General features: G+C 57.8%; 12 protein-coding genes and 3 tRNA genes. 8 read left to right on the top strand and 7 right to left on the bottom strand.

Annotated elements, in window-relative coordinates:
• Positions 1 to 70 precede the first annotated feature (70 nt).
• Positions 71 to 982: an isopenicillin N synthase family dioxygenase gene (locus ACR0E6_RS05075; RefSeq protein ID WP_480581374.1), complete on the top strand. Its 912-nt coding sequence runs from the start codon at positions 71 to 73 to the stop codon at positions 980 to 982.
• On the opposite strand, the gene ACR0E6_RS05070 is transcribed toward ACR0E6_RS05075, so the two are convergent.
• Positions 979 to 1,344 carry a HesB/IscA family protein gene (locus ACR0E6_RS05070; RefSeq protein WP_170518332.1) on the bottom strand — a complete coding sequence of 122 codons (366 nt, stop codon included), beginning with the start codon at positions 1,342 to 1,344 and terminating at the stop codon, positions 979 to 981. The genes ACR0E6_RS05075 and ACR0E6_RS05070 overlap by 4 nt on opposite strands.
• Positions 1,345 to 1,539: 195 nt before the next feature.
• On the opposite strand from ACR0E6_RS05070, the gene ACR0E6_RS05065 reads away from it, so the two are divergent.
• Positions 1,540 to 1,878 carry a hypothetical protein gene (locus tag ACR0E6_RS05065; RefSeq protein WP_480581372.1) on the top strand — a complete coding sequence of 113 codons (339 nt, stop codon included), beginning with the start codon at positions 1,540 to 1,542 and terminating at the stop codon, positions 1,876 to 1,878.
• A 222-nt stretch (positions 1,879 to 2,100) separates the two neighbouring features.
• Here ACR0E6_RS05065 and ACR0E6_RS05060 read toward each other — a convergent pair whose 3' ends face one another.
• The 3 genes from ACR0E6_RS05060 to ACR0E6_RS05050 all read right to left on the bottom strand — a co-directional run bounded on the left by ACR0E6_RS05060 (position 2,101) and on the right by ACR0E6_RS05050 (position 3,719).
• The gene (locus tag ACR0E6_RS05060) at positions 2,101 to 2,463 is read right to left on the bottom strand and encodes an SUF system Fe-S cluster assembly protein (protein ID WP_170450947.1); all 363 of its coding nucleotides are present in this window, start codon (positions 2,461 to 2,463) and stop codon (positions 2,101 to 2,103) included.
• Between the two features lie 90 nt (positions 2,464 to 2,553).
• Positions 2,554 to 2,829, bottom strand: a complete 276-nt coding sequence (locus ACR0E6_RS05055; protein ID WP_480581370.1) for an NfeD family protein — start codon at positions 2,827 to 2,829, stop codon at positions 2,554 to 2,556.
• Positions 2,829 to 3,719 (bottom strand): SPFH domain-containing protein, encoded by an 891-nt coding sequence (locus ACR0E6_RS05050; protein ID WP_170450943.1) that lies wholly within the window; start codon positions 3,717 to 3,719, stop codon positions 2,829 to 2,831. The genes ACR0E6_RS05055 and ACR0E6_RS05050 overlap by 1 nt, the downstream gene beginning before the upstream one ends.
• 176 nt (positions 3,720 to 3,895) lie before the next feature.
• Here ACR0E6_RS05050 and ACR0E6_RS05045 point away from each other — a divergent pair, with 176 nt between their 5' ends.
• The 4 genes from ACR0E6_RS05045 to lon all read left to right on the top strand — a co-directional run bounded on the left by ACR0E6_RS05045 (position 3,896) and on the right by lon (position 9,136).
• Positions 3,896 to 4,807: a nucleoside hydrolase gene (locus tag ACR0E6_RS05045; protein ID WP_480581368.1), complete on the top strand. Its 912-nt coding sequence runs from the start codon at positions 3,896 to 3,898 to the stop codon at positions 4,805 to 4,807.
• A gap of 63 nt (positions 4,808 to 4,870) precedes the next feature.
• Entirely contained in the window at positions 4,871 to 6,001 is a 1,131-nt protein-coding gene (gene tgt / locus ACR0E6_RS05040) for a tRNA guanosine(34) transglycosylase Tgt (protein WP_170450938.1), read from the top strand.
• A gap of 92 nt (positions 6,002 to 6,093) precedes the next feature.
• Positions 6,094 to 6,501: a DUF6636 domain-containing protein gene (locus ACR0E6_RS05035; protein WP_170450936.1), complete on the top strand. Its 408-nt coding sequence runs from the start codon at positions 6,094 to 6,096 to the stop codon at positions 6,499 to 6,501.
• Positions 6,502 to 6,727: 226 nt separating this feature from the next.
• Positions 6,728 to 9,136 carry an endopeptidase La gene (gene lon, locus ACR0E6_RS05030; protein ID WP_480581366.1) on the top strand — a complete coding sequence of 803 codons (2,409 nt, stop codon included), beginning with the start codon at positions 6,728 to 6,730 and terminating at the stop codon, positions 9,134 to 9,136.
• 50 nt (positions 9,137 to 9,186) lie between these two features.
• Here the strand turns inward: lon and ACR0E6_RS05025 are convergent, their stop codons facing one another.
• From ACR0E6_RS05025 to ACR0E6_RS05015, 3 genes are all read right to left on the bottom strand, one after another.
• Positions 9,187 to 10,773 (bottom strand): APC family permease, encoded by a 1,587-nt coding sequence (locus ACR0E6_RS05025; protein WP_480581364.1) that lies wholly within the window; start codon positions 10,771 to 10,773, stop codon positions 9,187 to 9,189.
• A 106-nt stretch (positions 10,774 to 10,879) separates the two neighbouring features.
• Positions 10,880 to 10,954 (bottom strand) — tRNA-Val (locus ACR0E6_RS05020).
• A gap of 112 nt (positions 10,955 to 11,066) precedes the next feature.
• On the bottom strand, positions 11,067 to 11,804 hold the full coding sequence (locus ACR0E6_RS05015; protein WP_480581362.1) for a porin: 738 nt from the start codon (positions 11,802 to 11,804) through the stop codon (positions 11,067 to 11,069).
• A gap of 334 nt (positions 11,805 to 12,138) precedes the next feature.
• Between ACR0E6_RS05015 and ACR0E6_RS05010 the strand changes: the two genes are divergently transcribed.
• Together ACR0E6_RS05010 and ACR0E6_RS05005 are read left to right on the top strand one after the other, a co-directional pair.
• Positions 12,139 to 12,215, top strand: a tRNA-Asp gene (locus tag ACR0E6_RS05010).
• A gap of 45 nt (positions 12,216 to 12,260) precedes the next feature.
• Positions 12,261 to 12,337 (top strand) — tRNA-Asp (locus ACR0E6_RS05005).
• Positions 12,338 to 12,461 lie beyond the last annotated feature (124 nt).

Raw genomic sequence — 12,461 nt, 5'->3', positions numbered from 1 at the left:
GACCTTACAATTGCGGTTGCAGTTCATATCTGTGACGGGCAGTTTCCGCGCTGAGTCTTCCGAGGATGCCATGATCGACAACCTTGATCTTGAAAAGCTGGACAACCGGGACCCGCAAGAGCTGGCACGCTTGCGGCAAGCCGTTGGACAGGTTGGGTTTTTGAAAGTGCGCAACACAGGGCTGACGCGGGAACGCATTCAGAACGTGATTGCGGCCTATTACGACTTTTTCCGCTTGCCCGAGCAGGACAAACGCGCTGTCGACATGGCTGTGACCGGTTCCAATCGGGGCTGGGGCGCGCCGCAGTCTGAGCAGGTTGATCCGACAGCCAATCCGGATTTCAAGGAAGTGTTCGATTGCGGGTATGAACTGCCTCAGGACAACCCATACCGCGCCCAGAACCTGAGCGTGTATGCCCCGAACCTGTGGCCCGAGGAACCAGAGCACTTTCAAGACACCATTCGCGCGTATTACGCGGATGCCTGCGATGTATCCATGCGGGTGTTGCGCGCGATTGCTGTCGCCTTGGGGCGGGACGCCGGCAGTTTTGATGCGGCCTTCGACACGCCGATGGCCCTGCTGCGCGGGAACTACTATCCCCAGCGGCCTGTCTGGGCCGGAGACAAAGACTTCGGCATTGGCGCGCATACCGACTACGGCTGTCTGACCTTGCTGGCCACCGACGGCACATCCGGATTGGAAGTACGGATGCCCGATGGGGCGTGGGAGAAGGTTCAGGCCGAACCGGGTGTCTTTGTGATCAACTTCGGTGAGATGCTGGAGTTCTGGACCGCAGGCCGCGTCAAGGCGACCGAGCACCGGGTAATTGGCGGGTCCCACGAACGGATCTCGGTTCCGATGTTCTTCAACCCAACCTACGACACCAATGTCGCCCCACCGGGGTCAGGGCAGGTGATTTCCGCAGGCGATCACCTGACGAAACGTTTCAATGAAACCTATCTGCACCTGAAATCAGCTTAGGGCTGCGATGTAAGGCTTTCGTCAAACTTGATCGACTCGCCACAACCACAGGCATCGACCACGTTGGGGTTCTTGAACTTGAACCCGGATTCCAGCAGCGAGACTTCGTAATCGATCTCGGTTCCGAACAGGAACATCTGCGCCATCGGGGCAATCATCACCCGCGCGCCGTCCTGTTCGACCACCTCGTCATGCGGGTCGGCTTCGTCGACATAGTCCATGGTGTATTCCATGCCTGCACATCCGCCCTTTTTCACGCCGATGCGCAGACCGGTATGACCGCCGGATTTCATCAGGCGGGTGATCTGCTCTGCAGCTTTGGGCGTTATGGTCACGGCCTGTTTGCCGGGAATGCCGAACATCTGTGTCTCCGTCGTCGCGCGTTAACGCTAATTTAGGGGCGTATCCCGGCAGGCTCAAGTCGGTGCGATTGGATGTTGTGAAATTTACCACCGGCTTGCGCGGGTTGCGTTGACGTGACGGATGCGCGTAGCCTGACCCTAAACAGTCTGCCAAAGTCGGCCAGAGATCAAATTACTATATGGAGTTATATTGAAATGAATGGGTTACGCGACAAGGCTAATGCAATTTTTTATACTGCCTTGATCGGCACCGCAGCCATGATCACGGCCATTCCCGCTTATGCGGACACAACACTCAAACGGCATCCGATCAATTGTGCCACAGCCGAAGGGGATCTGCGGGCGATTGCATCGGAAAAGAAACACGCTCAGGACCAGCAATTGGAAAGCGTCGCCGCGATCACTCCGGCAGGTGCATTACTGGGTCTTGTGACCGGGACCGAGAACAAAAGGCTGCAAATGCTGTCCGGCGACTACGTCAAAGAGCTGGACCAGCGGGCCGCGGACATCAAAGCGACCTGCGGTCTGAGTTAGGCCCCAGCGCATCCGAAAAAAGAAAAGACCGCTCTCGGGCAAGAGCGGTCCAATTTCCGGGCCGGGGATGGGGGATGGCACAGTCGGTACCGGCCCATGCGCATGACAGAACTAAACCTTGGCGGTTGTCGACGCGCCGTATGTGTCCCGCAGAAATGTGACAGCGGGCCTACAGTTCGGTAACGGATGGATTAACCTTTTGTGACAATGCCTTAGGCGCGATCACATGAACCCGAGTTCAAGCCGGGCTTCGTCCGACATCATCTCCATGCCCCAGGGCGGCTCCCACGTCAGTTCAACGTCCACTTCTTTGATCCCCGGAACCGGTTCGATGGCTTCCATGATCCAGCCGGGCATATCGCCCGCAACCGGGCAGCCGGGCGCGGTCAGTGTCATGATCACCTTGACCGCGTTGTCGTCCTTGATGTCGATCGTATAGATCAGGCCGAGGTCATAGATATTGACAGGAATTTCAGGGTCATAGACCGTTCTGCACGCCTCGACCACCTGGTCGTAAAGGGGGTGTTCAATTGTCGAAGGTGCAATCAGCGGTGTGCCTTCTAAGTGTTCGCTCGGGTGCGTCATCTTCGCCTCGGGTCGGTTGCCTGAGTGATTATATAGGGAATGGCTGTGGCAGCGTCCAGTGCTGCAAAGGCCGCCGCGCGGCCCTTGACGTTAGTCGTTGATATCATGCTCAAAGGTTTTCACCTGCCCATGCGGGTGCGCAAAGGTTCGGCGCAGGCCCAGCCACGCGATCAGCGACAGCACTGCGAAGATCAGCAGCACAACCGGCAGCGATGGGGCAAGCCCCGGGATAAGCAGCAGCCCGGTCACAGCGGCCCCGATGGCAAAGCCCAGAAAGATAAAACCGGGCAGAACGATTTCGAGGATGCCGAGCGCCAAAGCGCCCGCCAACCAGATCCACCATGTCAGCCAGAAGGGGTCGGCCATCACTTGCCTCCTTTCAGCATCTTGAACGCATCGCCAAAGGCTTCCAGAGCATTTGCAGGCAAGACAATCGTTTGTTTGCCGGTGCCATTGCCCAGCGCGTTCAGCGATTCCACCTGTTTCAGCGCAACCTGATACTGCGCGGCCTCGATCCCGTTGTCCTGAATGGCCTTGGCGACGACGCCGGTGGCATATGCCTCGGCCTCGGCCTGAATGCGGCGGGCTTTGGCGGTTTGTTCTGCGGCATAAAGCTCGGCGTCAGCCTGCAGTTCCACGGCGCGTTTCTGACCTTCGGCTTCGGTCACCTGCGCGCGGCGGGCGCGTTCGGCGTTCAGCTGTTGCAACATCGCGTCGCGGGTGGCCTGATCGAGGTTCACGTCCAAGATCTCGGCCCGGGTCACTTCGATGCCCCAGTCATCCACGGCGGTTTCGACGCTTTCCTGAATCTGAGCGATCAGCTGGGCGCGGTTCGACTGAACCTCATCCAGATCCATTTTACCGATCTCGGCGCGGACGATACCGGCAACGGTGGTGGCAATCGCGCCGTCCACGTCGCGGATACGGTACACGGTCTTTTCAGGCTCAAGAATGCGGTAGAAGACCGAGGTGTCGATCTGAACCAGCACGTTGTCCTTGGTGATCGCGTCTTGTGTCGCATTGGGCAGCTGGCGTTCCAGAATGGATATCTTGTGGCGTGCAACATCCAGAAACGGAACGATAAAGTTGATGCCCGGGCCAAGCACCGAGTGCAGGCGTCCGAACCGTTCAACCACGTATTTTTCGGATTGGGGAACGATCTTGATGCCTTTGAGCGTAACGATGACCACCAGAATGGCGGCCAAAAAGTAAATGATATTCGACGAAAGCAATCCAATGATCTGCTCTTCTGTCATAACTGTCCTCTTTTATTGTGTACATTAGTATACATTTGGGGATTGAGTCGCCCGATTTCAACTCTGGTATGGCGTGAATGCAGGCGGTTGCAAATAGCGGTATGGCCCATTCGGACGGTTGCAAGCAGTGACAGTGATCGCTTTGCATCTGTGTCTGATTGCGCTATCGGAACGGGATGAAACTGATTATCGACACAGACCCCGGTATCGACGATGCCATGGCCATCGCCTACGCCGCTGCCGCGCCCGAGATTGACCTGATCGGGCTGACCACTGTTTTTGGCAACACGCATGTCCACCAATCCAGCCGAAACGCTCGGTTTCTGGTCGATAAGCTGGACTTGGGCATTCCGGTCGCCCAAGGCGCGCCATTTGCCCACGGGCAGGACAGCCACAGCCCGTCCGAGCATGTGCATGGTCCCGAGGGCTTTGGCGATCTGGCTGATATTCCCGAGATCGGGCAGAACCACGACTTGTCCGCGGCCGAATTTCTGGCCGACATGGCACGTCAACATCGGGGTGAGCTGGTCGTCTGCGCCGTTGGTCCACTGACCAACATCGCCGACGCCATGAAGCTGGATGCCCAGTTCGCGCAGAACCTTAAACGGTTGGTCATCATGGGCGGTGCTGTCTATTGCCCCGGCAATATCACCGAACATGCCGAGGCGAATATCTACCACGACGCCAAGGCAGCCGATGCGGTGTTCGCCGCGCCGCCAGAGACAGTGGTCGTAGGTTTGGATGTCACGCTGAAAACCCTGTACGAAACCGCAGATTTCGAGGCGCTGGCAGATCAGTCACCCAATATGGGCGCATTCCTGCGCGATATTTCGCGGTTTTATCTGAAGTTCTACAAGGATATCGGCGGGTTGGAAGGCTGCGGCCTGCACGACTCGACCGCAGTGATCGCCTGCACCCATGATCATATGTTCGAGATCGTTCAGACTGGATTGCACGTCACCACTGAAGGCGCTGCGCTGGGGGCCACGGTGCCACATGACGGTCGCCCAAGGGTCTCGGTCTGTCGGGATGTGGACGGGGCAGGGGTCGTGGATCTGTTTACCGCCCGCGTCGCCTCGCTGCCCTGACGGGTTGCAAAGCACCGGTGGATCGGGCAAAGCCTGCCCGGTTCCGCGATCAGAGACGATGATATGACCCAGCAGTTTTCTTTTGAGCTGAAAGCCACCGATGGCAAGGCCCGTACCGGCGTGATCAACACGCCAAGGGGCGAGGTGCGCACACCGGCCTTCATGCCTGTTGGAACAGCGGCGACGGTCAAGGCAATGATGCCGGAAAGCGTGCGCGCGACCGGGGCGGATATTCTGCTGGGCAACACCTACCATCTGATGCTGCGCCCAACGGCCGAGCGGATTGACCGTCTGGGGGGCCTGCACAAATTCATGAATTGGGAGCGGCCCATTCTGACCGACTCGGGCGGGTTTCAGGTTATGTCGCTGGCCGGGTTGCGCAAGCTGACCGAGAAGGGCGTGACCTTCAAATCTCATGTGGATGGGTCCAAGCACGAACTCACGCCGGAACGGTCGATGGAAATTCAGCGCCTGCTCGGCTCGGACATTGTGATGTGTTTCGACGAATGCCCCTCGCTGCCCGCCGATCGGGAGCGGATTGCCGAGTCGATGCGCCTGTCGATGCGGTGGGCCGAGCGGTCGCGCGATGCATTTGGGGATCGTCCGGGTCACGCGCTGTTTGGGATCATGCAGGGCGGTTTGGAACAGGATCTGCGGGAAGAAAGCGCCGAGGCGCTGAAAGCCATTGGTTTCGAAGGTTACGCCATTGGCGGTCTGGCCGTGGGTGAAGGGCAGGAGGCGATGTTTGACTGCCTCGACTACGCCCCCGATTTCCTGCCCACCGACAAGCCACGCTATCTGATGGGCGTGGGCAAGCCGGATGACATCGTCGGCGCGGTGGCGCGCGGTGTGGACATGATGGATTGCGTCCTACCGTCGCGCTCTGGCCGTACCGGACAGGTTTTCACCCGTCGTGGCGTGGTGAACATCAAAAACGCGCGGCATGCGGACGACCCGCGCCCACTGGATCAGGAATGCTCGTGCCCGGCCTGTTCGAATTATTCGCGCGCCTATCTGCATCATGTGTTCCGGTCGAACGAGATGATCTCGGGCATGTTGTTGACCTGGCACAACCTGCATTATTTCCAGGAGATCATGCAGGGCATGCGGGATGCCATCTCGGCCGGAAGCTTCGATGCGTGGCAGGCCGATTTCCATGCAACGCGCGCGCAGGGCGATATCGAGCCGCTATAGCCGTCCCGTTCGGGTGACAATTGCGTGGTTTTCAGGTAGTCTGAGGACACTTTAAGCAATGTTATTTTTAGTTCGTGACCCGGAGAGTTTTTATGTTTCGCCTTTTTCTCGGCGCAGCAATTTTCTGCGCGACACCTGTCATTTCAGATGTCTGGACCTTTGAAACCCCTTCCGAAAATATTCAGTGTTCGGTGGGCGAAGGCGCTGAGTCTTCTGATATCCAGTGCACGATAATCGAAAAGTCCGGCCAGCCCGCGTTACCTCGGCCTTCCGACTGCCAATCCGACTGGGGCCATGATTTCCTGATGTTCAATACCGGCCCCGTGGAAATGCTGTGCCAGCCGCTGAATCGAAACCGCGGCGGGTTTAACCGTGCGGAATATGGTGTCACGGGCCAGTTTGGTGGGTTTACCTGTAGCTCCTCGCGGAAAGGTCTGGAGTGTCGCAATCAGGACGGCCACGGGTTTTTCCTGTCCCGCGCCGTGCAGCGCGTGTTCTGATCTTTTTTGCCTGCGTATTTCTCACGCAGGGTGCGTTAATTTCGGTGGATATGTTTCCGGGACGCCTTGCAGTCCGGAAAACCTCGGGTCATGCTGCGCCAGAGACATGATGGTGAGGTTGAAATAGGGCGGTGACAGCCCCACCTTTAACCATCCAAGACAGGAGACGGCCAAGCGTTGCCTCAAGCAGGGACCAGAGCCGTCTTGCCAACGATAAGGATAGAGCATGCAAGAGCCTCTGAATTCCTCATACCCCGTCCTGCCGCTGCGCGACATTGTGGTTTTCCCGCATATGATCGTGCCGCTGTTCGTGGGCCGAGACAAATCGGTCCGCGCGCTGGAAGAGGTGATGCAGGATGATAAGCAAATTCTGTTGTCCAGCCAGATCGACCCCGGTGTCGATGATCCGGAAGTGGACGGCATCTATCAGGCTGGTGTTCTGGCCAACGTCCTGCAACTGCTGAAACTGCCCGACGGCACCGTCAAGGTGTTGGTCGAAGGACAGGCGCGTGTGCAGATCACGGAATTCCTTGAAAACGATCAGTTTTTCGAGGCGCGTGCCGAGTATCTGACCGAAATCCCGGGCGATGTGACCACCACACAGGCGCTGCTGCGCACTGTAGCGGATGAGTTCGAGCGCTACGCAAAAGTGCGCAAGAACATCCCCGAAGAGGCTCTGACCGCCGTTGGTGAAACCACCGAGCCTGCCAAGCTGGCCGATCTGGTGTCGGGTCATCTGGGTATTGAGGTTGAGCAAAAGCAGGAACTGCTTGAGACGCTCAGCGTCAGCGAACGGCTTGAGAAGGTCTATGGCCTGATGCAGGGCGAAATGTCGGTTCTGCAGGTCGAGAAAAAGATCAAGACCCGCGTCAAATCCCAGATGGAGAAGACGCAGCGCGAGTACTACCTGAATGAGCAGATGAAGGCCATTCAGAAGGAACTCGGCGATGGTGAGGACGGTTCGAACGAAGTCGCCGAGCTGGAAGCCAAGATCAACGAAACCAAGCTGTCGAAAGAGGCCCGCGAAAAGGCTGAAGGCGAGCTGAAAAAGCTTCGCAACATGAGCCCGATGTCGGCCGAAGCCACCGTCGTGCGCAACTATTTGGACTGGATTCTGTCGCTGCCGTGGGGCACCAAATCCCGCGTCAAAAAGGACTTGGGCCGCGCGCAGGACATTCTGGACGCTGATCACTATGGGCTTGAGAAAGTCAAAGAGCGGATCGTCGAATATCTGGCGGTTCAGCAGCGTTCGAAAAAGCTGAAAGGCCCGATCCTGTGCCTTGTTGGCCCTCCCGGTGTGGGTAAAACCTCGCTGGGTAAATCGGTTGCAAAAGCCACGGGGCGCGAGTTTATCCGCATCTCGCTGGGTGGTGTGCGCGACGAATCCGAGATCAGGGGCCACCGTCGCACCTATATCGGCTCAATGCCCGGCAAGATCATTCAGGCGCTGAAAAAGGCGAAAACCACGAACCCGCTTATCCTGCTCGATGAAATCGACAAGATGGGGCAGGACTTCCGTGGCGACCCGGCCTCGGCGATGCTGGAAGTGCTGGATCCGGAACAGAACAGCACGTTCATGGACCACTACCTTGAGGTCGAATATGACCTGTCCAACGTGATGTTCCTGACAACCTCGAACAGCTACAACATGCCGGGGCCTCTGCTGGATCGGATGGAAATCATCCCGCTGGCCGGTTACACCGAAGAGGAAAAGAGTGAGATCGCCAAGCAGCACTTGATCAGCAAGCAGGTCAAGAACCACGGTCTGAAAGCCAAAGAGTTCGAACTGACCGATGAGGCGCTGCAAAAGATCATCCGCACCTATACCCGCGAGGCGGGCGTGCGGAACCTTGAACGTGAAATCGCCAAGGTTGCGCGGAAATCGCTGACCAAGATCATCAAGAAAGAGGCGGAAACCGTGACGGTGACGCCGGACAATCTGGATGATTTCTTGGGTGTGCCGAAGTTCCGCTATGGCTTGGCCGAGCAGGACGACCAGATCGGCGTCGTGACCGGTCTGGCCTGGACGTCCGTTGGCGGTGATCTGCTGCATATCGAGGCGCTGAAACTGCCCGGCAAGGGTCGGATGAAGACAACCGGTAAGCTGGGCGATGTGATGAAGGAATCCATCGACGCGGCCTCGTCCTATGTGCGGTCGATCTCGCCGAAGATCGGGGTGAAGCCGCCGCAGTTCGACAAGCTGGACATTCACGTCCACGTGCCGGATGGGGCAACGCCCAAGGACGGCCCCTCGGCTGGTCTGGCGATGGTGACGTCGATTGTCTCGGTCCTGACCGGTATTCCGGTGCGCAAGGACATTGCCATGACCGGCGAGGTTTCGCTGCGCGGTAACGCGATGCCAATCGGTGGTTTGAAAGAAAAACTGCTGGCAGCGCTGCGCGGTGGCATCAAGACAGTTCTGATTCCGGAAGAAAACGAAAAGGATCTGGCCGAGATTCCGGACAATGTGAAAGAAGGGCTGGAAATCATTCCGGTCAAACATGTCTCGGAAGTGTTGAAACAAGCACTGGTGCGCGAGCCGGAGCCCATCGAATGGGACGAGGCTGCCGAAGAAGCAGCTGCCGCTGCGGCAAAAGCTGCGGAGAATGCGGGCCCGTCGGCCACGGCGCATTAAGCGGACGCAAAGAACTGAAAAGGCGGGGCCGGCCCCCGCCTTTTTTCGTTTCAGAACCCAATAATCGGTTTTTTGGGGTCCAGTATCTCTTCTTCCGCAATGTATTGTTGAAACTTTTCATCCCGTAGGGCGGACCGAACGGCGAGGGTGAAAACTACCGCCGAGAACAGGGTGCAGAGTACAATGTCCCACCCGAACGGAATTTGCTTCAGCGCGCCGTCACCGAACTGACCGAGGTAAGAGATCAGGCCGATGCCCGCCAGATAGGGCACCAGCCACAGCGCCTCGGTCACGTCCATCTCATCCAGCCGACCCCGGAACCGGACCAAAAGCAGGACCATCCCTGCAATCAGCGCAATGCCCAGCCGCCATACGGTGTCCCAGCCGCTCCAATAGACGACCAGAGTTGCAACGGCGAAGGCGGTGACGGCCACCAGTTTGACGGCGGGGATGCGGATGGATCTGGGGTGGTCGGGCATCAAGCGGCGCAGGCAGACAACGGCGATTGGCCCCACCGCAAAGGACAAGACAATTGCGGCCCCGTTCAGGGCGATGACTGTGGTAAAGGGCACCGTCAGCAGAAACACAATGCCGATTACAAAGTTCAAGGCCAGCGCCCAAAGCGGCACGCCAAAAGTAGACAGAATCGTCAAGCGTTGCGGCAGGAACCCGTTCTTCGACAGGGCGAGTGCAATCCGGGCATTCGACCCGGTGGCCACAAGCCCGTTGCCGAAGGGGCCAATGACCGATCCCACATTCAGCAGGCTGAGAAACCAGACCATCCCAACGGACATGATGACCGCATCCAGCGGGCCTTCGCCGCCAAAGTTTAGGCTGTTCCACCCGTTTTTCAGCATGTCGGCGTCAAGCGCACCGATGAACGCGACTTGCAGGCCCAGGTAGATCGCTGCGCACAGGATGATCGACAGGATCAGAGCGGCGGGAATGTCGAATTTCGGGTTCCGAACCTCTCCGGCCATGTCGACCACGTGGCGGAAACCGATGAACGAAAAGATCACCCCTCCGGTCGATACAGCGGCCATGATGCCTTGCAGACCGTAAGGCGCGAATCCGTCGGGGTGCGAGAAGTTCTGCGTGTCAAACCGGCTGGCAATCAGAAGCACCGACAGCACAATCGGAATTGCAATCTTGGCCCATGTCAGCGCGGCGTTGACCTGGGTGAAGAACTTGACGCCCAGCGCGTTGATGGCGACGAACAGCAGCATGAAGAACAGGGCCACTGCAATACCCGCGCCGGTCAGATCTCCGGTCGCTGCAGTGTGGAGCCACGGGGCGTAGGGGGCCAGGTATTTCAACATTGCCTCGACTTCGATCGGGGCCGTGGTGTTGTAGCCGATCCAGGCCGTCCAGCCCATCGCCATCGACACGATGTTGCCGTGCGAGAACTGCGGTACGCGGGCGATGCCGCCGGGGATCGGTAGCATGGCCGAGATTTCGGCGAATGTAATAGCAAGGATGAACATTGCCACTGCACCAATGATCCATGACAGGATCGCAGCAGGACCCGCGTGTTGCACCGCCAGCAACGGCCCGAACAGCCATCCTGACCCGATGATTCCGCCGACGGAAATGAAGGTCAGACCCACAAGGCCAATATCCCGCTTGAGTTTGGCCATGCGTATCCTCTTGTTCACGCGCCGTTAATTCAGCGATTGTGAAAAGGATACGCAGTTACAACGCCCGGTGGCAAGCTAAGCGGAGTCACACGATTGGAAAGGGGAATGGTGGGTGATAAGAGATTTGAACTCCTGACATCTTCGATGTGAACGAAGCGCTCTACCACTGAGCTAATCACCCATAGGGCGGCCTCTTACCGCAGGTCTTGGTGCTCTGCAAGGGCGGGAAGATCAGTTTTTCCCGGCTAACGTGCGCAGAACGAAAGGCCCCGGAAAACCGGGGCCCTGGTGTTTTACAGACCGGGCAGGCCAGGCAGTTTGGCCAGAACACCGCGACGGCCAAATGTCGTGCCGCGATCGTTGCCAAAGTTTACACGAACGCCGACGCCCACATAGGCCTCGTTCGAGCTGCCGGAAACCAGCGGAGATGAGATGTGTGCGACGCCGATATTGCCATAAACTTCGGCGTTGTCAGCGGCGGCATAGGTGGCGCCGATTGCAAAAAGGTTGTAATCCAACGCACCCACAAAGTTGTCGACAATGTCCCAGCTTGCGGTGAAGTCCCAGCGGTCACTCAGTTCGGTTGTGGCCGAAACTCCGAAAATTGTTCCGTCCAGACCAGAGACGTTGCTCAGTTCCTGGCGACCGATATAACCTTCGATCTCTGCCGGGCCTGCGTCGAAGCCACCCTCGATTCCGAAAAAGTCGAAATCAGCATCTTCCAGCTTTTCCTGACCGTAGAACGCACCGAACGAGGCATTGCCGCTGGTGTGCAAGTTGGTGTGCAGTGTCCAGTTCGTTGCGGTTTCGCCGAGGTCCTGAAAACGATAGCCGCCCAGATCCAACTGGGCGCTGAACGCGCGGGTGAAGGCCAGTTCAACCGCCCCGTTCAGGTTGTATACGTCACCAAAATCGGTGTCGGTGAAGGTTGAATATCCCAGATCAAGATAACCGCCCGTAAGTTCGACAGCCTGCGCCGCGCCGGTCGACAGGGTTGCTGACAGGGCGCTGTAGATAAAGAGTTTTTTCAAGATTATGCTCCGTTCTTTTTTTGTTGGCCGGGCCCCGGAATGTGGCCCTTTTTGCGCGCGCAGCATTAGGTTGATTCTGCTTTGGGGTGTATTGATTCACTTGAAATAACTGGTGCTGTTGCCGGGGTGTCACATTGAGGGTGAAGCATGGTGCTTCTGTGCGAAAAACCACGGACAGCCGCGTGCCATTTGACCCTAGCTTGAAAACTGATGCCGCCACCCGGACAGCCGCGTGCGTAAAATTCTGGAATTCGGAAAAAACTTCAAAACGCCGCTTGACGATGCCGGGGCGGGGCCATAATACACCCCAACGTTCAGAGCGAACGTGCAGCGGGCGGTTGTAGCTCAGTTGGTTAGAGTACCGGCCTGTCACGCCGGGGGTCGCGGGTTCGAGCCCCGTCAACCGCGCCATCGCTGCAATCCTTGGTCCAGGATAAAGGCCATGAAAATAGATGCGCGGTTGTAGCTCAGTTGGTTAGAGTACCGGCCTGTCACGCCGGGGGTCGCGGGTTCGAGCCCCGTCAACCGCGCCATTTTCCTCTTTAGTTTCCACCTCAGAGCATCAGCGATTGCCCAGCAAGGCCCAACTGCGTCGCGCCTTGTCAGTAGGTGTCGGCAATAATTGGTTCGTTCACACTTTGTTCTAACTTTTCTGTT

The organism is Ruegeria sp. AP12, assembly GCF_056540025.1.
This window is presented reverse-complemented; position numbering and strand designations above follow the sequence as displayed.

Coding starts and splice junctions, on each gene's coding strand:
- ACR0E6_RS05075 (WP_480581374.1), top strand. CDS start 71: ATGATCGACAACCTTGATCTTGAAAAGCTGGACAACCGGGACCCGCAA.
- ACR0E6_RS05070 (WP_170518332.1), bottom strand. CDS start 1,344: ATGTTCGGCATTCCCGGCAAACAGGCCGTGACCATAACGCCCAAAGCT.
- ACR0E6_RS05065 (WP_480581372.1), top strand. CDS start 1,540: ATGAATGGGTTACGCGACAAGGCTAATGCAATTTTTTATACTGCCTTG.
- ACR0E6_RS05060 (WP_170450947.1), bottom strand. CDS start 2,463: ATGACGCACCCGAGCGAACACTTAGAAGGCACACCGCTGATTGCACCT.
- ACR0E6_RS05055 (WP_480581370.1), bottom strand. CDS start 2,829: ATGGCCGACCCCTTCTGGCTGACATGGTGGATCTGGTTGGCGGGCGCT.
- ACR0E6_RS05050 (WP_170450943.1), bottom strand. CDS start 3,719: ATGACAGAAGAGCAGATCATTGGATTGCTTTCGTCGAATATCATTTAC.
- ACR0E6_RS05045 (WP_480581368.1), top strand. CDS start 3,896: ATGAAACTGATTATCGACACAGACCCCGGTATCGACGATGCCATGGCC.
- tgt (WP_170450938.1), top strand. CDS start 4,871: ATGACCCAGCAGTTTTCTTTTGAGCTGAAAGCCACCGATGGCAAGGCC.
- ACR0E6_RS05035 (WP_170450936.1), top strand. CDS start 6,094: ATGTTTCGCCTTTTTCTCGGCGCAGCAATTTTCTGCGCGACACCTGTC.
- lon (WP_480581366.1), top strand. CDS start 6,728: ATGCAAGAGCCTCTGAATTCCTCATACCCCGTCCTGCCGCTGCGCGAC.
- ACR0E6_RS05025 (WP_480581364.1), bottom strand. CDS start 10,773: ATGGCCAAACTCAAGCGGGATATTGGCCTTGTGGGTCTGACCTTCATT.